Source organism: Desulfobacterales bacterium, assembly GCA_034520365.1.
GTDB lineage: Bacteria > Desulfobacterota > Desulfobacteria > Desulfobacterales > Desulfosalsimonadaceae > M55B175.
The window spans coordinates 415,313-439,623 of sequence record JAXHNP010000003.1 but is presented as its reverse complement, the minus strand read 5'-3'; the positions used below and the strand labels follow the sequence as shown (position 1 = coordinate 439,623).

The following is a 24,311-nucleotide window of genomic DNA, read 5'->3' as shown; positions in this document are numbered from 1 at the left end:
AAGGAGCGAATAACGCAATAATTAAAAATAGAAGGAGGACTACACATGGCTGAAGATTTAGGGAAAATGGCAGAGTTATTGATCGCCGGCAAGGTCGAGGAAGTCGGCAATATGACCAAGGAATTTCTGGATAGCGGCCTGGATCCGGATGAGGTTTTGAATAAAGGCCTGATCGCCGGCATGGATGTGGTGGGCCAGCGGTTTAAGGCCGGAGACATGTTTATCCCGGAAGTGCTGCGCTCGGCAAAGGCCATGAGCGCCGGCATGGAGCATCTCCGCCCGGTTTTGGTAGAGGGAGATACCAAGCGGGCCGGCACCTTTGTTATCGGCACGGTTGAGGGCGACCTTCATGACATCGGGAAAAACCTGGTGGGCATGATGTTTGAGGGCGCGGGCTTTAAGGTTATTAACCTGGGTATTGATCTAAAGCCGCAGGTATTTGTGGATGCCGTTAAAGAGCATAAACCGGAGCTGCTGGGGATGTCAGCGCTTCTGACCACGACCATGCCGAAAATGGGGGAAACGATTAATGCCCTGAAGGAAGCCGGCGTCAGAGACCAGGTCAAGATCATGGTCGGCGGGGCGCCCGTGACCGAGGAATACGCCAAGGAAATCGGCGCGGATCTCTACGGCGCCAATGCGGCCAATTCCGTTGACAAGGCCAGGGCGGAACTCGGGCTTTAGGTAAACATCCTTTTATATAGTTTTATATAGTTGATCGAAAAATAAATGGCCGGGGCGGCAGCAGGATCAGGCCGCACCGGCATTTTATAAAGAAAAGCACGGTGTTCTCCAGGTTCCCCTGATCGGATGCATGCAGAATAAGACCTTGCTTTGACACATAAAATTCGGGCGAAGGAGTTAACCCATGGAAAAAATGAATCAGACGATCCAGCAGACCCCGGTTTTCCGGGTGCTGACGGATCAGCAGATCGAAAAAATATATTTTTCAGCCCTTGAAGTCTTGGAGCGATGCGGCGCGGATGTTTTGCAGGAAGAGGCCATAGAGCTGTTCAAAAATTCCGATGCCGTGGTCCGGGAAAATCGTGTCCGTGTCCCCGCTTCAATGGTTGAGCGGGCGATTAAGAACTATCCCCGGAAAATTACGCTGAAAGGCAGAAACGGCAAGCGCTCCGTGGCCCTTCAGAAGGATCACGTGTATTTCGGCACCGGCTCAGACCTGCCGTTTACCTATGACCGGGAGTCCGGCGAGCGCCGGCGGACCCTGTATAAAGATGTGGTCAATGCGGGCCGCTTTGTCGATTATTTGTCCAACTACGATTTTTTTATGTCCCACGGCATTGTGGGCGATGCCCCCAATCCCCAGACCTACGACCGGCACCAGTTCATGGCCATGCTCGAGGGCTGCACCAAGCCCATGGTGGTCACCAGTGTGGACGGCGAAGGCCTGGAGGATCTCTGGAAAATGGCCTGCCTGTTCCAGGGCGGTGAGGAGGAGTTTCGCTTAAATCCCATGTTCGTGGCCTATATCGAGCCGATCTCACCGCTAACCAATGACCGCACTGCGGTGGAGAAGCTCTTGTTCGCCGCGGAAAAGGGGATTCCGGCCATGTATACCCCGTGCCCCAGTTCCGGCGCCACCGCACCGGCCACCATTCCGGGCATGCTGGTCCAGTCGCTGGCGGAAACGCTTCTGGCCGTGGTGCTCTGTGACCTAAAAAAACCGGGCATGCCGCTGATCATGGGCGGGGTGACCACGGTCATGGACATGCGCACCACCACCTATTCCTATGGCTCGCCGGAGCTGTCCCTGGCATCTGCCGCAAACACGGATATATCCAAATGGCTGGGGCTTTTGATGTTCTCCACCGGCGGCTGCAGCGACTCCAAGTGTGTTGATGAGCAGGCGGCCGCGGAATCCACGCTCTCCGTATTAAACGCGTTCCTCTCCGGCGCCAATCTGGTCCATGATGTGGGCTATATCGACTCCGGCGTCAATGCCTCTTTGGAATCCCTGGTCATGAACGAGGAAATCATCGGCATGGTGCGCCAGGTCGGCAAGGGCATTAACACGGATCCCGAACATCTGGCCCTGAAGCTGATCAACGAGACCGGACCGGCCGGGGAATATGTGACAAAAGATCACACCTACGAGTACTGGAAGGAATGGTATTTCCCCAAACTCCAGGACCGATCGGACTGGGAGACCTGGTGTGCGAACGGCAAAAAGACCATGCTCGACCGGGTCAATGAGGAAACCCAGCGCATCCTTGATGAATATGAGCCGGAGCCCATTGATGACGGGATCCGAAAGGATCTTAAAAAGATCATCGATGATGCGGAAAAGCGCCATTCCAAATAATCCAACCGGGTTGACAACCGCCATGCCGCCGGGGAAAGACGTTGGCTGCATGGGCACGGATAAATAAGGAGAGTCAAATATGATTCACGATAAAGTAACCAACTATATTACCAATGAAACCGTGCGCTTCTCCATGATGTCAGAGGACCAGAAGGAGCGGATCTTCAACGGGGTCATTAAAACCTTGAATGACACCGGTGCGGATGTCCACCATGAGGGTGCACGGGAGCTTCTGGCCAAAAACCGGTGCAAGGTGGACGGCATCCGCGTACGGATTCCGCCGGAGATTGTCAGGCAGGCCCTGCAGAGCCTTCCGCCCACGACAACGCTTTACTCCTGGGACGGAAACGAGGAGATGTGCTATGTGGAGCGCGGCCGCAGCTATTTCGGCCCCGGCCCCACGCCGCCCAATTTTATCGATCCCGAAACCCTGGAGCGCCGGCCGTATCTAAGAAAAGACGCCACCACCGTGGCCCGGGTCTGTGATGCCCTGCCCAATATCGGCTATGTGCAGTCCCTGGGCTCAATCAGCGACGTCACCAACGGGCTGGCGGACATCTATGAGTTTGCGGACATGATCCAGAATACCCGCAAGATCATTATGAACTGGGCTTTTGGCCGGGACGGGGTTCGCGACGAGCACCGGGTCGGCATTGTCATGGCCGGCGGTGAAGAGGCCTTTAAACAGCGGCCCAACTACATCAGCTACGGAGAGCCGATTTCCCCGCTGGTCAGTGACTTCCACGCGATCGACAAATGCATGTACAATGCCGAACACCGGATTCCGCAGGTCTACAGCCCCTGCGCCATCGGCGGCGGCACGGTGCCGGCGACCCATGCCGGTCAGCTGGTTGTGGCCATGTCCGAATCCATGGTGGGCGTCGTGGTCTCCCAGCTCTTGAATCCGGGCACCTGCATTATCATCGGCGGCGTGCAGTCCATTCTGGATATGCGGCATACGATCTACTCCTATGGGGCACCGGAGCTTAGTATCTTAAGCGCCGGGTTGACAGAGATGCTTCAGTTCGTGGGGCTGCCCATGTACTCAACCTCCGGTTGCACGGATACCAAGTGCCTGGAGCTGCAGTCCGGCATAGAGGCCGCCTTGTCGATTCATATGGCGATGCTCTCCGGGGCGAACTTCGTCCATGATAACGGCTATACCGAGTCCGGTATGACCGGTGATATTTATCAGACGATTATGGATGATGAGATCATCGGCATGAGCCGTCTGATTGCCGGGGGCCTGGAGGTGAACGAGGAGACCATGGCTGTGGAACAGATCTGCAATGTGGGTCCCGGCGGGCATTACCTCTATGAGGACCACACCATGAAGTGGTTCCGTAAGCACTATCAGCCCACCCTGATGGATCGAAACAGCTACGAGGACTGGGATGCCCAGGGCCGGACCACCATGAAGGACCGGGTCTTAAAGAAGGGCCGCGATATCATGGAAAACTACGAAGGCCCCTCAAAGCGCGTGCCGCCTGAGGCCAAAAAGGATATCGAAAAGATCCTGGCCGAAGCCGAAGAGCGCGTCAAGAGCAACTAGGCGGCCCACCGGGCCGCACAGAATTGCGGTAAATAAATTGATGGAAAGCCTGTTCGCTCCAACGGCGGAGCCAGCAGGCTTTCGATCATCAAAACCATCAACTCCGACGGATTCGTAAAAAGCGGTTGATGCCGCCATCATGGCATTTTTGCAGAAAGTAGCTCAAAAAGGCTTTGAAAACCTGTCCATACTGTCATTTCGAGCGGCAGCGAGAAATCTTTACAATAAGATTCCTCGTCGCTCGCGCTCCTCGGAATGACAGTGGCGGAACGGCCTGGAATAACGAAATATATTATTTCGTTCCTTAAGATTCGATTTTTGGATGGCAAAACAAAATGTTCAAGATCGCGGCGCGCAAATCCCGAGGGAGGCAGCGCAACTAAGATATTGGACTTTTTGCGAAGTCTTGACAAATGAAGCACGAAAGGAGCCGGCTATCCGTCAAACGGGACGGATGGTTAACACGATCAATGTACGCAAAGGAACAGAAATCATTGCAATCCCGGAATGAAAGTGCAGGCAGGAAGAAATTTTCCGGTGACTATGTGGTCGGCATTGATACCGGGGGGACATATACGGACGGGGTCCTGATGGACTACCGGACCCGGCGGGTGGTCGCATCCGGCAAAACCCTCACCACCCGGGCGAACCTGGCTGACGGCGTTATCACCGTTCTTAAAATGTTAAATATCGAAAATCCCGCCACCGTCAAGCTGGTTGGGATTTCAAGCACCCTGGCCACCAATTCGATTGCCGAGGGAAAAGCCCGTGAGGTGGGCCTGTTACTGATCGGCTATGATCCGGAACTAATTCAGTCCTATGGGCTGGCGGCCAATTTTTCCACCAGGCATTTTGCCTATTTTGACGGCGGGCACAATTCGCAGGGGGCGGAGAATGCGCCCCTGGATTTGGACGGCATCAAGGCCTGGGTCAAGGAATACCGGGATACAGTCGATGCCTTTGCGGTCTCAAGCTATTTCAGTCCCTTAAACCCCGCCCATGAGGAGGCGGTGTTTGATGCCATTCAGGATGTCTGTGATCTGCCGGTGGTGCTGGGCCATCAGCTCTCCACCCAGATTGATTCCATTAAGCGGGCCACCACCGCCTGCCTGAATGCCTCATTGGTGGCCGTGATGCAGGAATTTATCGCCGCGGTTCAGGAATCATTAAAGGATCAGAAAATCAATGCCCCGCTTATGATTGTAAAAGGCGACGGCTCGCTCATGCCGCATGCCGAGGCCGCCGAAAAACCGGTTGAAACCATTCTTTCCGGCCCGGCGGCCAGCGCCATCGGGGGACTCTTTTTCTCAAGGCACGGCAACGCCCTGGTGATCGATGTGGGCGGCACCACCACGGATATGGCCCTGATTCAGGATTCCCAGATGACCATAACGGATGAGGGCGCCCGGGTGGGTGATATCAAAACCGCGGTTAAGGCGGCCCGTATCCGTACGGCCTGCGTGGGCTGCGACAGCCGGATTTCCTTCGGTCAGGGCGGAAAAGCCGTGGTGGGACCGGACCGGGTGGTTCCGCTATCCAGGCTGGCGGCCCAATATAGCCACGTCAAAAAAACCATCGCCAATCTAAGCCAAAAGGGGAAAAACACCTGGAGCCAGAATGATCTGGATTACTGGTTTCTGCATAAAACCATTGACCCGGAAGACGCAGGTATTAGCGATCCCAAACATGTGGCGCTTTTCGGGCTGTTAAATGAATCGCCCCGCAGTGTCACCGAGATTTTAAAGGTGCTCGAGGTCTATCATGCGGTGCAGCTGAATGCGGACGAGTTTTTCCGCCAGGGGCTGATTGAGCAGGCCACCTTGACCCCCACGGATCTTCTGCATGTAAACGGCCAGATGGATGTGTGGGACATCGAGGCGGCGCGCCAGGCCATTGAATGCGCCTGCCATATCCATGATAAAAATCCCAAGCAGTTTGTCTCAGACACCCTTGAGTTTATCGTGGCCACCATGGTGGAGGAGGCCATTGTTTTCCTGGCCCGGCAGGAGGATGAGGCGGATCTGCCGGAGATGGTGGACGGCAATTGGGGCCGGTGGATGATAGATGAGGCCATCAGCGGCAGAAACGAGTATGTGACGGTCAATATTGCCAGCCGCTTTCCGGTTATTGGCATCGGCGCGCCAGCCGGCATATTTGTCAAAAAAGTGGCCGAGAGCCTCAAGGCCCCGTTTGTGCTGCCGGAGCATGCCCATGTGGCCAATGCGGCGGGTGCGGTGGCCGGCTCCGTCATGGCGGATAAGGAGGCCCTTATCTACGTGCAGGAAAGCGAGGGCGCCCATGCCCATATCGTCCAGATCGGGGACCAGCGCAAAAATTTTTCCGAATATGAGGATGCCTTTGCCTTTGCCAAGAAAAAGGTCAGGGACCTGGCCATTGAAAGCGCGGAGGCCTCGGGCGCCATATCGCCCCAGGTCAGCATCAAGGTAAAAACCGAAGGCGCGATTGAACGGATCCAGGCCCGCGCCGTGGGCAACCCCCGGTTGTCCGAGCAATGGGGGGTTATGCCGAGATAATTTTAAGGGAAATTTTCACGGATGACACTTGAAGAAAATATCCGGCAGATATTGTCGGATAAGGAAATTGAATATGACGTGGTCGATCATGAGCCGGTCTACACCAACCCGGCCATGGCCGAGGCCCTGCATGTCACCGAATCGGAAACCGTAAAATCCCTGGTATTAAATACCAAAGAAGGGGACATGATCGTGATGGTGCTGCCGGGCGACCGGCGCGTGGACTGGAAGCAGGTGGCCCGTGCGGCCGGCAGCAAGAAGGTCTCGTTTGCCAAGCCCGAAGCGGTCAAGGAAACGGTGGGCTGTGACGTGGGCTGCGTGCCGCCGTTCGGCCATTTTACGGATATGGCCGTTTACATGGAAAAAGCGCTGGTTGAAACCGACTATATTTATTTCAACCCCGGCGTTCACGACAAATCCTACAAAATTCCGGGCAGCGCACTGGAAGCCCTATGCCAACCGTTTTATGTGTAGGTGCAAAGGCAGAATTAAGCCCCATATAAATTCGGCTGTCATTCCGAGGAACGTAAGTGACGAGGAATCTTGCTTGTAAAAGATTTCTCGCTGCCGCTCGAAATGACCATCGGAATTGTTAAACCAATTGTAGGTTGGGTTGAGCCTACGCAGGATCAAAGGCCACAAAGTTTATAACAATGAACAACGAGGAATTATGAAACAGGAATTTATCATTTCAGCGGTCGGCCGCAATGTCACCGGTATTGTGGCCACGGTGTCCAAGGAGATATACAACTGCGGGTGCAATTTTGAGGACTCCCGCATGACGCTTTTAGGCAATCATTTTGCCCTGATGATTCTGGTCACCGCCACAACCGGAAAGATGTGCGATGACCTGGCAGCCGCCTGCGAACGGCTGGATAAGGAGAAGGATTTAAAGGTCACGCTTTTTCCGGTGGATGTGCCGGGCGAGAAACGCAATGAGACCGAGCCCAATTATGAAATCCGGGTCAAGGGCGTTGACCGGATGGGGATTGTTTACCGGACGACTCAGCTCCTGGCGTCTTTAAACATCAATATCGTTGAGCTGGAAACCAAAATCGAGTCCCGGGCCAAAGACGGCAAACCCATCTTCCTGATGCGCACCAGTGTGGTGGTCCCGCGCGAGGTGGACGGCGAGGAACTTCGCAAGGATTTGAAATTCCTGGCCGAAGACCTCCAGGAAATGATTTCCCTGACCCGACTGCCGGAACCTTAATCTATAATATTATGTCAAAACTAACCATATACCCGATCGGCGAATCCATTGAGATGCGCCGCGGCGAAACCGTGCGCGATGCCTTGTACCGCGCCGGCGTGGAAGTGGACACGCCCTGCAACGGGCAGGGGATCTGCGGCAAATGTTTGGTGCGGGTGGAGTCCCCGGAATCGGTTCAGGAAACGCCCCATCCGGAGATTGCCCCGGAGCAGGCGGCGGAGGGTATCCGCCTGGCCTGCCAGTTAAAAACCCGGAAAGACATGACCATTCACGTATTATCCGAGTATGTCCGGGACGAGTACCGGATACTCGAGGGCAACCGCTATCCGGATGACCGGGCGGATACCGGGGAAAATCAGACAGCGGAAACTACCGCACCGGCCAGGCAATACCGACCGGCCGCCCGGGTAACAGAAAAGGCGGGGTGTTTCTGGCTGGATTATGATCGGGAGCCCCAGCAGCGCCTGAGCCGATGGAGCCCGGGCAACCCCCCCAAGGGCCTGGCCATTGACATCGGCACCACCACCCTGGTGGTCACATTGATGTCCCTGGATACCTGTCAGGAGCTTTCCACGGCCTCGAGCTTAAACCCGCAGATCCGTTTCGGCCATGACGTGGTACGCCGCATCCAGGCGGGCTCTACGCCTGAAGGCCTGGCAGAGCTATCCCGGTGCGTGCGCGACGGCTTGAATGAACTGATCGAAGAGGTGTGTGAGGATTCCAAAGCAGATGTCAATGATATCATTGACGTGGTGATCGGCGGCAATACCACCATGCTGCAGCTGGCCGCAGGTATCGATCCGGAGCCGCTGGGCCGGGTGCCCTTTACCGTGGGAATTCAAAGCGGGCAGACCTATCCGGCCGACCAGTTCGGGCTGGCCGTTCACCCGGAGGCCCGGATCTATGTCCCGCCGGTGGTGCATGCCTATATCGGCGGGGATATCAGCGCCGGTCTTTTGGTCTGCCATGGGTTTTTCGATCAGAGTGCGTCGGTCCTTTTTATCGATATCGGCACCAACGGGGAAATGGGCTTAAATGCCGCCGGCAAATGCCTGATGACCTCCACCGCCGCTGGCCCCGCCTTTGAGGGCATGGGCATCTCAAGCGGCACCCGGGCGCAGCTCGGGGCCCTGGAGCGGGTCAGCACCGACGGCCGCACGCTCACGTTTAAAACCATCGGGAATGCGCCGGTTAAAGGGATTTGCGGTTCCGGCATCATTGATATGACCGCCGCCCTGCTGAAAACCGGGGTGATTGACGGGTCCGGCCGCATGCGCCGGCCCGGGGAAACCGAAGGGCTGAGCCAGGAAATAGCGGCCCGGCTGGTTGAGTTAAATGAAAAGGCGGCCTTCCATATTGAGGGGGATGTCTATTTTACCCAGGATGATGTGCGCCAGGTGCAGCTTGCCAAAAGTGCGATCCGCGCGGCCATGGATATCCTTATGGCAGAAGCCGGCATAGCGTCAGCAGCCGTTCACCGGGTGGTTATCGCCGGCGGGTTCGGCTATTCCCTGCGGCCGGAGAATCTTGAGGGCATCGGGCTATTGCCGCCCGGCATGGCATCCAAGGTCTTTTTCGCGGGCAATACCTGCCGGATCGGGTGCGTGCGTCTGCTTCGCAATGTGAGCAACCGCCGTTTTCTGGAATCACGAATGCAGCGGGTTGAGCATGTCTCCATCGAGACCCGGCCGGATTTTATGGATCTCTATGTGGAGAGCATGGAGTTTCCGGAAAAATCCGCCTTATCCGCCGCTGCCGCGAAATAATGAACCGGAACACTGATCATGGGTAAAGAGAAAAAGATTATAAATCGGGTGGTTCTTGCCTGCCGGGTGATGGAGCAGGAGTTAAATGCCCTGCGGCCGGAATGCCCGCCAGATGTCGAACTGGATTTGCGGTTTATGGATCAGCAGCTGCACCGGACCCCGGACCGGATGCCCGCGATTATACAGAACGAAATCGACAGCCTGGCGGACACCGCGGATGAATTCGTGCTGGGCTATGGACTTTGTTCAAACGGCATTGTCGGGGTGTATGCGCCCCGGCAGTATCTGTATGTGCCCCATGTGCATGACTGCGTGGCCCTGCTTTTGGGCTCCAGAGAGGCGTATAAAAAGGCATTCCGGGAGCGGGCCGGCACCTATTACATCACCCCGGGCTGGGTCAAGGAGGAAAAGGACCCGATCGGGATTTTGGAGAACGAATACATCCCCCGCATGGGTCGTGAGGATGCGGTCTGGGGGTTAAACGAGGAATTAAAGCATTACAGCCATATCGCATTGATCGACACGCAGGTGGCGGATGTCGAATCCCTGCGCGCGCGGGCCAGGGAAAACGCCCGGTTTCTTGATAAAAAATACACGGAAATCAAGGGCAGCCGAAATTATTTCCGAAAAATACTGTTCGGCCCCTATGCGCCCCCGGATTTTTTGTGCCTGCCGCCGGAGACGCCGGTGACACAGAGGCCGTTTTTACTGTGATACATGAACGCTTTAAACAGAAAGCCTAAGGGCTTTCCCTGCATAGGGGGTGCCGGTATTAAAACACGGGGAATTTGTTCTGGCGATAAAACCTATAACCATAGGGTTTTTCGCATGTAAGGTCGGCACGGTGGCCGACCCTACAAAATTTTGCGGTTATCCCGTTGCGTAGGGCAGGCCACCGTGCCTGCCTGAAAGATAGTTAGAACCAATTTGCTTGTGCCTGCCGCCGGGCACAGCCGTTACTCAGAAACCGTTTTTACTGTGAAGTGGATTGTTTATATTTTGGCGTGCCGTTTGCCTTCAAGTAATGACGGCAATAGCGCCTGTCATTCCGAGGAGCGCGAGCGACGAGGAATCTTATTGTAAAGATTTCTCGCTGCCGCTCGAAATGACAGTATGGACTGATTTTGAGGGGCCTTTTTAGTTACTTTCTGCAGAAAATGCCATCGCAGCGGCATTAATCGTTTTTTACAAAGTTGCGTAGGGCAGGCCACCGTGCCTGCCTGAAAGATAGTTAGAACCAATTTGCCGGGGTATCAAAAGGCTCTGCAAAATATGTGAGTATGATTCGGTCGATAAATTTAATTAAAACGAAGGAGAAAACCCATGCTAATTGTTGGAGAATTAATCAATTCAAGCCGAAAGCCCATCAAGGCGGCTGTTGAAGCCCAGGACGCCGAAGAAATCCAGAAAATCGCCAAAGATCAGCACGATCACGGGGCGGATTTCATTGACGTCAATGCGGGCACCTTTGTCGGCAAGGAAAGCGAATACATGCAGTGGCTGGTAAAGACCGTTCAGGAAACCGTGGATGCGCCGTGCTGCATTGACAGCCCGGACCCCAAGGTGGTTGAAGCCGCCGCCGCCGTGCATAAGGGAACCCCCATGATCAACTCCATTTCCCTTGAAAAGGAGCGCTATGATGCGCTGCTGCCGGTCATCGCCGGGACGGATTTAAAAGTGATCGCCCTGTGCATGAGCGACAAGGGCATGCCCGAGACCAAGGATGACCGGGTGGCGATTGCGGATGAGCTGATTAACAGTCTGGTGAAAAACAATGTGGCCATTGAGAATATTTTCGTGGATCCGCTGGTGCAGCCTATTTCTACAAAGGATTCCTACGGCACGGAGTTTATGAATGCCGTTGAGGCCATAATGACCGGTTTTCCGGGCGTTCATACCATCTGCGGGCTTTCCAACATTTCCTTCGGCCTGCCGGAGAGAAAGCTCATCAACCAGACATTTGCGGTAATGGCCATTGCCAAGAAACTGGACGCCGCCATTATCAATCCCCTGGACAAGCGGATGATGGCAAATATCATCTCAGCCGAAACCCTGTCCGGAAATGATGAGTATTGTTCGAATTATCTGACGGCCTATCGTGAGGACCGTTTAAAGTTATAAACAAGGAGGTATCAAAATGAAAGTATTGGTCAGTGATAAACTCGGCGATGCCGGGGTCAAATTATTTGAAGAAGAAGACGGAATTGATGTTGATGTTAAAACCGGTATGTCGCCCGAGGAGCTGAAAGAGGTGATCAAGGATTATGATGCCCTGGTCATTCGCAGCGCCACCAAGGTGACCGAGGAAATCCTGGAGGCGGCCGAGAATTTAAAGGTGATCGGACGGGCCGGCATCGGGGTGGACAACATTGACGTGGAGGGGGCGACCAAGCGGGGGATTATCGTTATGAATACCCCCACCGGCAATGTCGTGACCACGGCCGAGCATGCCATTGCCATGATGATGGCGCTTACCCGCAATATCCCCCAGGGCACATCCTCCCTGAAGGCGGGCCGCTGGGATAAAAAGAAGCTCCAGGGCCGGGAAATCTACAACAAGACATTCGGTGTGATCGGCTTCGGAAAGATCGGCTCCATTGTGGCCAACCGGGCCCGGGGCTTAAAGATGCGGGTTGTCGTCTATGATCCGGTGGTCACCCCGGAAAAGATTGAAAAGGCCGGGTGTGAGAGCGTATCCTTAAATGAGCTTTATGCCCAGGCGGATTATATCAGCGTGCATGTACCGAAGTCCAAAAAGACCGCTGGGCTTATTAACAAGAAAGCCTTTGAGCAGATGAAGGAAGGCGTCATGCTGATCAACTGCGCCCGGGGCGGGATCGTGGACGAGGATGCCCTCTACGAGGCCATGCAGTCCGGCAAAGTGGCCGGCGCGGCCGTGGACGTATTCAGCGAAGAGCCACCGCCGGCGGACATGCCGCTCTTGCAGCTTGACAACTTGATCGCCACACCGCACTTAGGTGCCTCCACGGCTGAAGCCCAGACCAATGTGGCGGTCATGGTGGCCAAACAGATCATTAATTTTCTCAAAACCAGCACCGTGGAAAACGCTCTGAATACGCCGTCTGTCTCCGGTAAAGAGCTGGAAAAGTTAAATCCCTTTATATTCCTGGCCGATCGCATGGGCTGCCTGCAGGCCCAGCTGGTGAGCGGGCATGTCAAGGAGATAAAAATCGAATACAACGGCAATTTCGAGGACGTGGACCTGAAACCGGTGACCACATCCTTTTTAACCGGATTGTTGGATGTGCTCTCCATGGAGGATGTCAATGCGGTTAATGCCCCGTATATCGCCAAGGAAGACGGTATTAAGGTCTCCGAATCCGAAAGCGACGAGGCCATGGAGTATAATCACCTGCTGACCATAGAGGTGATTACCGATGAGATGAGCAGCGTGGTCTCGGGAACGGTGTTCGGCAGAAATTATCCCCGGGTGGTCAAAATTAACGACTTCCGCCTGGAGATGAAGCCGGAGGGGTATCTCACCCTGATCCATAACCTGAACATTCCGGGCGAGATCGGCAGCATCGGCACCCTTTTGGGAGACAATAGTATAAACATTTCCAAAATGACCGTGGGACAGGAAGAAGCCGGCGAGCGAAATATTGTCTTTCTGCGCACCGACTCGGCCCTCTCCAATGAAATCCTGGATGCGCTCCGCAATCTGCCCATGTCCAAATCCGTGACATATTTGGAATTGTAGAAGAGACAGCCATGAGCGGTCGGCACGGTGGCCGACCCTACGACGGTTTTTTAAATTGCACATCCCATTGTAAGGCGGGCCACCGTGCCCGCCATTAAAAAGGGCGGCGCCGTGGAATCATTAATAAATAAAGCCCGGCGGATGCGCTACTGACGCTTATCCGCCCTACATCTGCTTGTAGGGTGGATAAGCCCTTGTAGGGTGGATAAGCGTCAGCGCATCCACCAATTACCCGTAGGCCGGATAAGCGCCAGCGCATCCGGCAATTACCCGTAGCCTATGTAGGGTGGATAAGCGATAGCGCATCCACCGCCAGATAAGTGGATAAGCGCCAGCGCATCCACCACCAGCGCATCCACCATCAGCCCTGATTTAAAAATTTTCGCCCCTGTCATTCGAGCGGCAGCGAGAAATCTTATATTCATGATTCCTCGTCGCTCGCGCTCCTTGAAATGACAGTTTGATATGTAACTGCCTGCGTGACGGCATATTGGCGGATGCGCTGACGCTTATCCGCCCTACGCCCTACGCCCTACTATTTGGAGTTGTAGAAGAGACAGCCGCGGCCGGTCGGCACGGTGGCCGACCCTATCGACGGTTTTTTAAATTGCACAATCCCATTGTAAGGCGGGCCACCGTGCCCGCCATTAAAAAGGGCGGCGCCGTGGAATCATTAATAAATAAAGCCCGGCGGATGCGCTCCCGCTTATCCGCCCTACGTTTTCTACGCCCTGAGCAATCCGTAGGGTGGATAAGCGCCAGCGCATCCACCATCAGCGCTTTGAAAAAGGAGGGATTTGCGGAATTGGTTCCCCTTCTCCCGCTGGGAGAAGGTCGGGATGAGGGTAAAAATGAGGGTAAAAAAGATAAAAGGAGCACATCATGCAAATAGACGACATCAAACAGGTGCTGATCATCGGCTCCGGGACTATGGGCCAGCAGATCGGCTTTCATTGTGCGGCTGGCGGCTACGATGTCATCTATTATGATATCAGCCAGGAGTTATTGGATAAAGCCATGAAACGGGCGGAAAGACTGGCAGATAGATATGTGAAGTCCAATCGGCTGTCCCGGGAAGAGGCAGATGCGGCCCTGGCAAGGCTTCACACCAGCACGGATCCCCAAAAAGCCGGTCAGAAAGCTGATTTTGTCAGCGAATCCATTCCGGAGGATCCGGAGCTCAAGGGCCGGGTCTTCGCCCAGTTTAATGAAATCTGCCCCGCACACACCATTTTTACCACCAATACCTCCTCTCTAAAGCCCTCTACGTTTGCCGAGTCCACGGGCCGGCCGGATAAGTTTGCCGCCTTCCATTTCCATGATCTGCGGGTAACCCCGGTGGTCGATATCATGCCCCATCCCGGCACCGCCCGGGAAACCGTCGCGTTGATCGAAGCATTTGCCAAACGCAATAAACTGGTGCCCATCATGCTGAAAAAGGAAAATAACGGCTATGTGTTCAATGCCATGCTGATGGAGCTGTTTAAATCCGCCCAGTCTTTGGCTGCCAGGGGTGTGGCCTCTGTCGAGGATATTGACCGGGCCTGGATGGGCGTGATGTATACGCCGATCGGCCCTTTCGGCCTGATGGACTCAATCGGCCTGGATACGGTCTGGAAGATTACCGACTACTGGGCCAATAAACTCCAGGACAAGCAGGCGCTGGCCAATGCGGAGTTTATGAAACAATATGTGGACGAAGGCCGCCTGGGCGCCAAAACAGGCCAGGGCTTTTACACATACCCCGATCCAGCCTACGCCCAGCCGGGGTTTCTGGAGAAAAAGGACGAAAGTGATTATGCATAACGGATAACATGAATCAGAATCCGCCTGGCCATATCTTTGCCGGTAAAAGTTTTTGCAATTTCCTCAACGGTTAAGTCCTCAGACAATTGCTCAAGGAATTTCCCGACATTCATCCGCTGCTGGTCATGGGCCAGGTAAACGGTGCCATCCGGCTTCAAATGCGTTTTGATCAAGGATTCAACCGGCTTAATGGCTGATTCCTTGTAAATGATTTCCGAGCCGCAGATGAGATCAAATTTTTCGGCCAGCTCCGCCTCGTGCCAGTCCAGTTTCCGGATGTTTAGGTTGTTCAACCCATTATGCGCCTTATTGAGCTTGAGCAGATCCAGGCAGTCGTCCTCATTGTCCGTGCCGGTCACCTGATGGCCGAAGGCGGCCAGAAACATGCCGGTAATCCCCATGCCGGCGCCGATCTCTAAAATATGCCTGGGTTCACTGAGCACCTCATCCAGCAGATAATCCGTCAGCACCAGCGATGCCTCCCAGATTTTAATCCACACCGGGAAATCGGTGAACTTGCTGTTTTCATTGGCAAATATTTTTTCGATCAAGGGCTCTAAGTTGCCCACCCGGTAAAACTCCATGCGTTTTCCGCCAATGCCGATGGGCACGGTTTCCAGGTCGTATTTTGTGGCAATTGAATGATTTTCCATAAAGATTTTTTTAAACAGGTTAAGCTATCATGTGTTTATATGGTTAAAAAATTAACGATTTCGCCGACCATACCAGCCATATACAGCTTATTAAAGAAAAAATAAACCCTCGTTATTGAATTAAAAGCTTCAACCAAAGTTGACTCATTTTTCAAGCATGCCGCAAAAGTTTGTCATCTCCTGTCTGACAAGCACTTAAGGTTTTTACTTCTTAATAATCAATTCTTGACAAATCCTTTGATTTTAAACTATACATTCTACGCTTTGGAAATAACCAAATGATCATTATTTCTTTAAATGGAGACTGTATTAATACAAAAATTAATAGAGAAACCGGCTTTATTTTTATTACTAGCCGCGTACTCGATCTTAAGCCCGCCTTAGACATTTTATAAAAATTTTTTTCGGTAAAATTTATTAAGACCCGGATAGAAGGCAGATCAATGGTGCGCGGTAAATTGGCTCGGGGGACAACTGTTAACTATCTGAAAAATATAATAATAATAACATGACATTGGCAGATAACCAAAATCCGGAGCCGATTTTTCCGCCGGATCTTCTGAGCCGCCCGGCCGCTGACAAGCCCTGGCGCGTGGCGCACACCAAAAGCCGCCGGGAAAAGGCCCTTGCCAAGTACCTGGCGGAGGCCGGCATCGGCTACTATCTGCCCATGTACAAGCGCCGCCAAACGAGCCAAAACCGCGTGCGCTACAGCCTCATGCCGCTTTTTAACGGATATTTATTTTTCAGGGCGGATGATTTTGAGCGCCACCAGGCCCTGCGCTCCGATCAGATCGCCCGGATTATCGAAGTTGAGGCACCGAGGCAGCTGGTCAGTGAATTGAGCCGCATCCAGCAGGTCATTTCCGCAGAAGCCCCCGTATACCCGTATGATTACGTGTCAGAGGGGCAGATGGTCCGGGTGAAAAAAGGACCCTTCAAAGACGTAGAAGGCATTATTGAACGCAAGGACAGGCACTGCCGATTGGTTTTATCGGTATCCACCATCATGCAGGCCATGGCCGTCACCCTAGACGCAGACATGGTGGAGCCCATAACCTGAGCCTAAATCAGTGCCGTTAACTTAATAACTTAAGATGCCGTCGCCCCCTTCTCACTCCGGGAGAAGGGCGGGCTGAGGGTAAAAATTCCTTAATGGCTGCCTATCCACAGGGCCGTTAAGGTTTCGTAATTTCAGTCAATCAATACCTTGTCGGGAAAGCCGCTGCCCCCGAGAGGGACGAAGTGCGTCCAATCGAGCAAACGGTCGGCCCGGTGGCCGCCCCTATCGAGGTTTGGTCCCGGGCACATCCCATAGAAGGGCGCCCGGAATCATTAAAAAATTAAGCCCGGCGGATGCGCTCCCGCTTATCCGCCTTACATCTCGTAGCAACCCGTAGGGTGGATAAGCGCCAGCGCATCCACCAATCAGCTGAAGGAATCACATAATCACAAAATCATCTAAGCACTTAAATTAAAATTCATATACTGTTCCCGAATTACATACCGAATTAGAAAATTCACTTGATTCCAATCAAAGATTATTATACTCTCATTTATTATAATTGAAAGTATAATAATTATGACCCAATTTATCAACAGAGCCAATGAACTCCAATTCCTTGAAGATGAATTCCGTCAAGACAGGGCCTCCCTTGTAATCCTGTACGGAAGAAGACGAATTGGAAAAACCACCCTGGTCAAGCATTTCATTGAAGACAAAACCGCTTTTTATTTTGTGGCCACGGAAGAATCCGAAAGGGAAAACAAAAAAAATGTCCAGGTAAATGTTGCCGACTTCACGGGAAATCGATTCTTAAAAAAAGACGTCGTGCTGGAATGGGAAGAAATCCTGACCACATTGAGAGACTATCAGCCGGATGTCAAAAAAGTGGTCGTCATCGACGAATTTCAATACCTGGGAAAGACAAATCCCTCCTTTCCTTCCATTTTACAGAAAATCTGGGACCATTGCCTGGCAGAAGCCAATATCATGATGATTTTATGCGGCTCACTTGTGGGCATGATGATTAAGCAGACGCTTTCTTACTCAAGCCCCTTGTATGGCAGACGGACCGGGCAAATCCGGCTGAACCAGATACCTTTTACGCATTACCACCTGTTTTATGACAACCCGTCGGCGATGAACCTGCTGGAATATTACGCTGTTACCGGAGGAGTGCCAAAATATATTGAACTGTTAAAGCCTGCTGAAAATATTTTTAAGACCATCGAAGACAATATTCTTTCCAAGCGCAGTTTTTTATACGAAGAACCCGTTTTTTTGCTTGAGCAGGAGTTCGGGGAAACCGGCACCTATTTTTCGATCATCAAAACCATTGCCGCGGGAAAGACAAAACTGGGCAAAATCGCATCGGCCCTCGGTGTCAGCCAATCGGCAATTACCAAATATTTAAAAACGCTTCAGGATCTGGACATTATCACAAGAGAAGTCCCGGTTACGGAGAGCAATCCGGAAAAAAGCAAGAAGGGCCTTTACAGGATTAAAGACAACTTCATCAGCTTTTGGTTCAAGTTCGTCTATCCATACCGAAGCTATCTTGAAATTGAGAATTCAGGGCCGGTGATCGAAAAAATCAAAGCCAATTTCAGGGAAAATCACGTCAGCTTCATCTATGAAGATATCTGTAGAAACCGTCTAATGGATTTGACGAGCGAACAAAAAATACCTTTAAATCTCCTGAAAGTCGGCAGATGGTGGGACAAAGACACAGAAATTGACCTCGTCGGCATCGCCGAAAACGAGTCGGATATGATTTTCGGTGAGTGCAAATACAGCCGACAAAAAATTGACGCAAACATTTTTTACCAGTTGATCGAAAAATCGAAAAAAGTGCCTTCCGATGCGCAAACCCGAAGGCACTACATCATTTTTAGCCAATCCGGCTTTACAGACGTTCTCCTAAAAATCGCCGAAAGCAATGAAAACCTTTACCTGGAAACCATCCCCTATAACCCATAACCCATAACCCAAAAATGAGGCAGATACCATAATCCTCTGCGTGATCCTAAACGCAACAACAGCCGCAGAGCTTGTAGCTTGTAGGGTGGATAAGCGCCAGCGCATCCACCAATCAACAACCCGTAGGCCGGATAAGCGCCAGCGCATCCAGTAGCAACCCGTAGGCCGGTCAACCCGTAGGGTGGATAAGCGACAGCGCATCCACCAATCAGGGTCGGCCACCGTGCCGACCAACCCGTAGGGTGGATAAGCGCCAGCGCATCCACCAAAAACAACCCCCTCGATTCAAATTTTGCGAAATCAACGCTCAGGCATCAATTGAATGGAAAAACCCGGCAATCATGATCAGTTTTTCAAAGAAATTTTCTCCCAAAAGGCCCATATTGCGGATTTGCTCCAATACATGCTGCCCCCGGACTTACGGGACAACCTTGACCTGCAAAGCCTGCGGCTTGAAAATACCTCATACACGGACAATGATTTGCGCTACCATTTCTCCGATCTGGTTTATTCCTGTCAGTATATGGGCCATCGTGTCAAAGTCAGCCTGCTTTTTGAACACAAGAGCATTCCGGATGCAAATTTACCAATTCAGCTCCTCCGTTACCTCGCCTGCATATGGAATGAACAAATCAAACAACGCAAAAAGCCGGCGCCGATTATTCCGATTGTGCTCTATCACGGCCGCCAGCAATGGGCGCCCGGCGGCATCGCAGACTGCTTTAAGTGGTCTGATGCCCAAATTTTGAGCTACACACCGGCTTTCAAATATCAGTTTATTGATTTATCCAAATATTCCATTGAGGTCATCAAGGACCGGCTGTTTGATCTGGCCTCAGTCAAGATGGCCCTTTTGGTTCTCAAATATATCTCCAATCCCGAAGCGCTCGAAAAGTCCCTGAAGGAATTTTTCGAGGTCGGCAGGATTTATTTTGAAGATGATAGGGGCTTGATATTTCTTGAGACTGTAATAAAATATATTTATCGATCCACAGAAATCGACAAAAACAAAATGGCCGCCGCATTAAACTCAATCTCGCCAAAAGGAGGTGAATTGGCCATGACCACCGCTGAAAAATTAAGAGAAGAAGGTTTGCAGCAAGGATTGCAGCAGGGCATGCAGCAGGGCATGAAGCAGGGCATGCAGCAAGGCATGCAGCAGGGCATGAAGCAGGGCATGCAGCAGGGCATGCAGCAAGGCATGCAGCAGGGAAAACTGGAATTGATGTCCAGGCTGAAATCAAACGGCATGTCCATTGAAGAAATTGCCCGGCTCACTGATATGGATGTTGAAGAAATAAAGAAAATGCTGGCAAACCGAATGGACACCGATAAGGAATAATCATTCGGCGGATGCGCTCCCGCTTATCCGCCCTACACCTACACCCGAATCATATTAAAATCCTCAGCCCGTAGCCCGTAGGGTGGATAAGCGCCAGCGCATCCACCAATCACCAGGCCGGATAAGCGCCAGCGCATCCACCAGCCCGTAAAGCCCGTAGGCCGGATAAGCGAAGCGCATCCACCAAAACCAACACCTCGATTTAAATTTTGCGAAATCAACGGTCAGGCATCAATTAAACCAAATCTCGCCAAAAGGAGGTGAATTGGCCATGACCACCGCTGAAAAATTAAGAGAAGAAGGTTTGCAGCAAGGATTGCAGCAGGGCATGCAGCAGGGCATGCAGCAAGGCAAACTGGAATTGATGTCCAGGCTGAAATCAAACGGCATGTCCATTGAAGAAATTGCCCGGCTCACTGATATGGATGTTAAAGAAATAAAGAAAATGCTGGCAAACCGAATGGACACCGATAAGGAATAATCATTCGGCGGATGCGCTCCAGCTTATCCGCCCTACACCTACACCCGAATCATATTAAAATCCTCAGCCCGTAGCCCGTAGGGTGGATAAGCGCCAGCGCATCCACCAATCACCAGGCCGGATAAGCGCCAGCGCATCCGCCAATTATCTATACTGTGCCTGCCCGAAAAATAGATGGGGCCCAAATTGAGCGTGTTGACAAGGCGCATCAAGCTGGTTAAACTTAAGATGAACTTATAAATCGTTTTGTATTTACCAGGCTATAAAAATGCAACATATAATTAACACCAAAGAGCTTCGCTCCTCTCTTCCCAAAATAGTCGAAGGCGTCCGTAAAGGAGAAAAATATACTGTACTCTACAGGAGCCGTCCGGCTTTTCGAATTGTGCCGATTGAGGAAGAATGCGAGATTACCAGTCCACTCGCGAATGACCCCTTGTATCAAGCTATCGCCATCGGAGAATCTTCTGACGGACTGAGTGGAGCAGACCACGATACTCTCCTGTATTCTTGATCAGCTAAAATGAATTGTTTGTTTGTCGACACCGCAGGCTGGATGGCAATGGCGGATCGTAAAGACCCTCTTAATGCTGCTGCAATTGCCGCACGTGATCAGTGGCTTGAAAATGAGGGGGTTTTAGCCACGTCCAATTATATTGTCGATGAAACTTTAACATTGATTCGGATGCGTATCGGCTTGGATGCGGCGAAAAAATGGTGGGCGATGGTTTCCAAAAGCCCGCGCTGCAAAATGTACTGGATAACTCCTGAAAGAGAAGAAACAGCCATTCAATGGTTCTTTGACTGGCAGGATCAATCCTTTTCTTTCACCGATTGTACCAGTTTTGTGCTGATGAAGGAACTTGGTGTCACAAAAGCATTGACCGCTGATAAGCATTTCATAACTGCAGGTTTTGAAATGCTCCCAACCGATCAATAAGTTTTAAAACCCGTAGGGTGGATAAGCGCCAGCGCATCCACCAAACCCCAAGCGCCAGCGCATCCGGCAAAACCTAAAACCTCAACCCGTAGGGTGGATAAACCGTAGGGTGGATAAGCGCCAGCGCATCCACCAATCTGGAATCAGCCGCAGCCCGGATAATCTCGTAGGCCGGATAAGCGCCAGCGCATCCACCAATCAACTGCAATTTTTATAAACAGTTGACGCAAAAATTTATGCTGCATATAATAAAAATAAATGCATAAAAGGAGATTTGCAGCATGAAATCAGAAACCGTTACTGTGTCCAAAAGAGGATATATTGTTTTGCCGGCACACATCCGGAAAGAAATGAATATCAAGCCGGGCAGCAAGGTTTTGATTCATAAAGAGAAAAGTCGTCTGACCCTGGAAACTGTTCCCTCTTTTACACAAAAATTAGCTGGATTAACACAAAAAACGATTGGGGATACACCTGAAAGCGTAGATGCATTCCTTGACGCATCCCGGAAGGAACGGGAGAATGATTGATGTTAAAGCGCTGAAAGAATCCGTCAGGGACAAAAAGGTGCTGATTGACAGCAACATCATAATCTATCTAACCGAGGAGATAGCGCCTTACCATGAATTGTCGCGGGAATTATTTTCAATGATTGAAGAAGGTGCCGGCAATGCCGTCATATCAATCCTTTCTATATCCGAAGTCATGCAGGGGCCGCTGAGAGCCGGCAAAACAGATGTCGCCGCGGCCGTTAAAAACTATCTTCTCAATTTCCCCAACAGCCATTGTCAGCAAATTACCACTGAGGTTTTAGACAGTGTGGGGCAGCATGAACAGGTAAACTGGAAAACATTGAGGACAATAGACGCCCTGATTGTGGCCTCAGGCCTGCATAACCAGGCTGACTTGTTTATTTCAAATGATCGTCACTTTATCAAATCACTCCCACCTGAAATGATGCTTTCATTTAAACAGTAGCTCGCAGCCCGGATAACCCGTAGGGTGGATAAGCGCCAGCGCATCCACCAATCTGGAATCAGCCGCAGCCCGGATAACCCGTAGGGTGGATAAGCGCCAGCGCATCCACCAATCACCAGGCCGGATAACCGCCAGCGCATCCACCACCAACTTAAACGAACCGCATCGGCCGAAAGCCTGTCATTTCCGCCGAATAACAGAACTTTGGACTGTCGAGATCGGGGAAGAAATATGAAACCCTTATCCAAAAAACAAAAACTGGACATACTGTCCAATTTGTACTGGGATTTGCAGATATCCGCGGAAGAGATTTACGCCCTTCTTTATAACCAGCCCGGGCACGAAGAATCCCCGGTTAAAGAAATAAATATCTACCGGCGTATGCTTACCTCCCTGGATTGGTATACAATCTTGAAAATCTTACCGGCTGACAAAGTGCGTTTCCTGCTTCAGGACAATGTGCTTCAGGGGCTTTTCCCAAAAGATTTGCAAAGAAAATATCAGTATGTCCGATCCGTTTTATGTCAATAAACTGTATCCGTTTCAGGATACGATTTTGCAATCGATTGGATCGTTGACAACCGGCTTTTATTTAACAGGCGGAACCGCTTTAAGCCGGGTATATCTGGAGCACCGCTTTTCCGATGATCTGGATTTTTTCATTAATAACGCCGAAGACTTTCAAGCGCAGGTGGAAACCATAATCGGTTTTCTCAAAAAAAGTGCCTGGCGGTTTGATCTCGGCGCCAGAGCGAATGATTTTATACGAATTTTTCTGCAACAGGACGAGCTGCGCCTGAAAATGGATTTTGTCAACGATATTGAAACCCATTTCGGTGAACTCCTTGAAAGTGCCATCTTTCCGCGTATCGATAGCTGGCGCAATATCTTATCCAATAAAATCTGTGCCCTGAGCCGGCAGGAAGCTAAAGATTTTGCCGATATCATCTTTATTGCTGGAAGATATCCGTTTGATTGGGAAGAGATTATCGAAGAGGCCCGGCAAAAGGATTTGTGGGTGGAGCCTGTCGCGATTTCAGAGTTGTGTCATGATATCCCCGCCGATGTGTTTCAGAGAATAAAATGGACACAGCCGGTAGATTGTCAGAAACTGCATCAGCGCATTCAGATGATCGCCAAAGATATCCTGCTGGGGCGCCCCAATTCTTTGCAACATGGGTAATCGGCCACATACTTCAACCAGAATAAAACCAAGCAGATATGGGCATTTCCCCGCGTACGGGTCGCTTTCTTTGCAATTTGGGCCATGAAGCCCTGCACCTACATGAGCCGTAGGCCGGATAAGCGCCAGCCAGCATAATCGTAGGGTGGATAAGCGCCAGCGCATCCACCAAAAACCTGGAAACCGCAGCAACCGTAGGGTGGATAAGCGACAGCGCATCCACCAATCACCAGCGCATCCACCAATAATTATAATTTTGACAACCGTAGGCCGGATAAGCAACCGTAGGGTGGATAAGCGAAGCGCATCCACCACCACCAACTTAAACGAACCGCATCCACCAAAAACCTTTTGCCGCTGCCATTTCGCCCATGAGAAAACAATTATGCACCGGCGCCCTTTTCCGCCTGCTGCCCATAACCTCGAAAAAACAATTTAAATGAAAACGGGATACCGTCCCTTGAATAAATCGTTATTCGTTAACCAATAACCAATAACCATTCACCATTCACCATTTAAGAAGTTAAAACAGGCTCTTTCGGGATATATTGAATGATATTTGAGCTTGTTATGCTGGTCCAACCTCACGCGTTTCTCTGGACCGAATCCGTAACAGCCGGTTCCGCCGAATTTGTTGAGTGTATCAAAGCCAAGCTTGGGATAAAGGCCAAGTACAGACGTATCAGCAACTATGTTTCAGGGGCTGCTTATGCATTGAAAGAAGCAACAGTTCCTTACAATGTCAATTTTGATTGCAGAAAGGCAATTCTAAGGAATGAAAACAGGCTTCTGTGGCAAATATTTTTCGATTTATGAGTTAGTTATGTAGGTCCGAC

General features: G+C 51.6%; 23 protein-coding genes. 21 read left to right on the top strand and 2 right to left on the bottom strand.

The window, feature by feature from the left end:
- Positions 1-45 precede the first annotated feature (45 nt).
- From U5L07_05320 to serA, 10 genes are all read left to right on the top strand, one after another.
- The gene (locus tag U5L07_05320; GenBank protein ID MDZ7831149.1) at positions 46-684 is read left to right on the top strand and encodes a corrinoid protein; all 639 of its coding nucleotides are present in this window, start codon (positions 46-48) and stop codon (positions 682-684) included.
- Positions 685-868: 184 nt separating this feature from the next.
- A complete protein-coding gene (locus tag U5L07_05315) occupies positions 869-2,323 on the top strand; it encodes a trimethylamine methyltransferase family protein (GenBank protein ID MDZ7831148.1) in 1,455 nt (484 codons plus the stop codon).
- Positions 2,324-2,402: 79 nt separating this feature from the next.
- A complete protein-coding gene (locus U5L07_05310; GenBank protein ID MDZ7831147.1) occupies positions 2,403-3,875 on the top strand; it encodes a trimethylamine methyltransferase family protein in 1,473 nt (490 codons plus the stop codon).
- A 470-nt stretch (positions 3,876-4,345) separates the two neighbouring features.
- Entirely contained in the window at positions 4,346-6,409 is a 2,064-nt protein-coding gene (locus U5L07_05305) for a hydantoinase/oxoprolinase family protein (protein MDZ7831146.1), read from the top strand.
- 21 nt (positions 6,410-6,430) lie between these two features.
- Entirely contained in the window at positions 6,431-6,883 is a 453-nt protein-coding gene (locus tag U5L07_05300; GenBank protein ID MDZ7831145.1) for a YbaK/EbsC family protein, read from the top strand.
- A gap of 196 nt (positions 6,884-7,079) precedes the next feature.
- The gene (locus U5L07_05295) at positions 7,080-7,622 is read left to right on the top strand and encodes an ACT domain-containing protein (GenBank protein ID MDZ7831144.1); all 543 of its coding nucleotides are present in this window, start codon (positions 7,080-7,082) and stop codon (positions 7,620-7,622) included.
- An 11-nt stretch (positions 7,623-7,633) separates the two neighbouring features.
- The gene (locus U5L07_05290) at positions 7,634-9,388 is read left to right on the top strand and encodes an ASKHA domain-containing protein (GenBank protein MDZ7831143.1); all 1,755 of its coding nucleotides are present in this window, start codon (positions 7,634-7,636) and stop codon (positions 9,386-9,388) included.
- A gap of 18 nt (positions 9,389-9,406) precedes the next feature.
- Positions 9,407-10,102, top strand: coding sequence for a DUF1638 domain-containing protein (locus U5L07_05285; GenBank protein ID MDZ7831142.1), 696 nt, complete (start codon positions 9,407-9,409; stop codon positions 10,100-10,102).
- Between the two features lie 609 nt (positions 10,103-10,711).
- Positions 10,712-11,509 carry a methyltetrahydrofolate cobalamin methyltransferase gene (locus tag U5L07_05280; protein MDZ7831141.1) on the top strand — a complete coding sequence of 266 codons (798 nt, stop codon included), beginning with the start codon at positions 10,712-10,714 and terminating at the stop codon, positions 11,507-11,509.
- 16 nt (positions 11,510-11,525) lie between these two features.
- A complete protein-coding gene (gene serA / locus U5L07_05275) occupies positions 11,526-13,109 on the top strand; it encodes a phosphoglycerate dehydrogenase (GenBank protein MDZ7831140.1) in 1,584 nt (527 codons plus the stop codon).
- Between the two features lie 266 nt (positions 13,110-13,375).
- Here serA and U5L07_05270 read toward each other — a convergent pair whose 3' ends face one another.
- Positions 13,376-13,534, bottom strand: a complete 159-nt coding sequence (locus U5L07_05270) for a hypothetical protein (GenBank protein ID MDZ7831139.1) — start codon at positions 13,532-13,534, stop codon at positions 13,376-13,378.
- 457 nt (positions 13,535-13,991) lie between these two features.
- Here U5L07_05270 and U5L07_05265 point away from each other — a divergent pair, with 457 nt between their 5' ends.
- Entirely contained in the window at positions 13,992-14,915 is a 924-nt protein-coding gene (locus tag U5L07_05265) for a 3-hydroxyacyl-CoA dehydrogenase (protein MDZ7831138.1), read from the top strand.
- Here the strand turns inward: U5L07_05265 and U5L07_05260 are convergent.
- Positions 14,906-15,568: a methyltransferase domain-containing protein gene (locus U5L07_05260; protein MDZ7831137.1), complete on the bottom strand. Its 663-nt coding sequence runs from the start codon at positions 15,566-15,568 to the stop codon at positions 14,906-14,908. The genes U5L07_05265 and U5L07_05260 overlap by 10 nt on opposite strands.
- A gap of 514 nt (positions 15,569-16,082) precedes the next feature.
- On the opposite strand from U5L07_05260, the gene U5L07_05255 reads away from it, so the two are divergent.
- The 10 genes from U5L07_05255 (at position 16,083) to U5L07_05210 (ending at position 24,291) form a co-directional block, all read left to right on the top strand.
- Positions 16,083-16,631: a transcription termination/antitermination NusG family protein gene (locus U5L07_05255; GenBank protein MDZ7831136.1), complete on the top strand. Its 549-nt coding sequence runs from the start codon at positions 16,083-16,085 to the stop codon at positions 16,629-16,631.
- Between the two features lie 519 nt (positions 16,632-17,150).
- The gene (locus U5L07_05250; protein MDZ7831135.1) at positions 17,151-18,551 is read left to right on the top strand and encodes an ATP-binding protein; all 1,401 of its coding nucleotides are present in this window, start codon (positions 17,151-17,153) and stop codon (positions 18,549-18,551) included.
- A gap of 322 nt (positions 18,552-18,873) precedes the next feature.
- Positions 18,874-19,893 carry an Rpn family recombination-promoting nuclease/putative transposase gene (locus U5L07_05245; GenBank protein MDZ7831134.1) on the top strand — a complete coding sequence of 340 codons (1,020 nt, stop codon included), beginning with the start codon at positions 18,874-18,876 and terminating at the stop codon, positions 19,891-19,893.
- Between the two features lie 265 nt (positions 19,894-20,158).
- Complete coding sequence (locus U5L07_05240; protein MDZ7831133.1) at positions 20,159-20,374, top strand: hypothetical protein; 216 nt, start codon at positions 20,159-20,161, stop codon at positions 20,372-20,374.
- 523 nt (positions 20,375-20,897) lie between these two features.
- Complete coding sequence (locus U5L07_05235; GenBank protein MDZ7831132.1) at positions 20,898-21,314, top strand: PIN domain-containing protein; 417 nt, start codon at positions 20,898-20,900, stop codon at positions 21,312-21,314.
- A 281-nt stretch (positions 21,315-21,595) separates the two neighbouring features.
- A complete protein-coding gene (locus U5L07_05230; GenBank protein MDZ7831131.1) occupies positions 21,596-21,844 on the top strand; it encodes an AbrB/MazE/SpoVT family DNA-binding domain-containing protein in 249 nt (82 codons plus the stop codon).
- Positions 21,837-22,292, top strand: coding sequence for a PIN domain-containing protein (locus U5L07_05225; protein ID MDZ7831130.1), 456 nt, complete (start codon positions 21,837-21,839; stop codon positions 22,290-22,292). The genes U5L07_05230 and U5L07_05225 overlap by 8 nt, the downstream gene beginning before the upstream one ends.
- A 231-nt stretch (positions 22,293-22,523) precedes the next feature.
- Positions 22,524-22,823, top strand: coding sequence for a hypothetical protein (locus U5L07_05220; protein MDZ7831129.1), 300 nt, complete (start codon positions 22,524-22,526; stop codon positions 22,821-22,823).
- Positions 22,798-23,475: a nucleotidyl transferase AbiEii/AbiGii toxin family protein gene (locus U5L07_05215; protein ID MDZ7831128.1), complete on the top strand. Its 678-nt coding sequence runs from the start codon at positions 22,798-22,800 to the stop codon at positions 23,473-23,475. Before U5L07_05220 ends, U5L07_05215 begins: the two co-directional genes overlap by 26 nt.
- Positions 23,476-24,027: 552 nt before the next feature.
- Positions 24,028-24,291: a hypothetical protein gene (locus U5L07_05210; protein MDZ7831127.1), complete on the top strand. Its 264-nt coding sequence runs from the start codon at positions 24,028-24,030 to the stop codon at positions 24,289-24,291.
- Positions 24,292-24,311 lie beyond the last annotated feature (20 nt).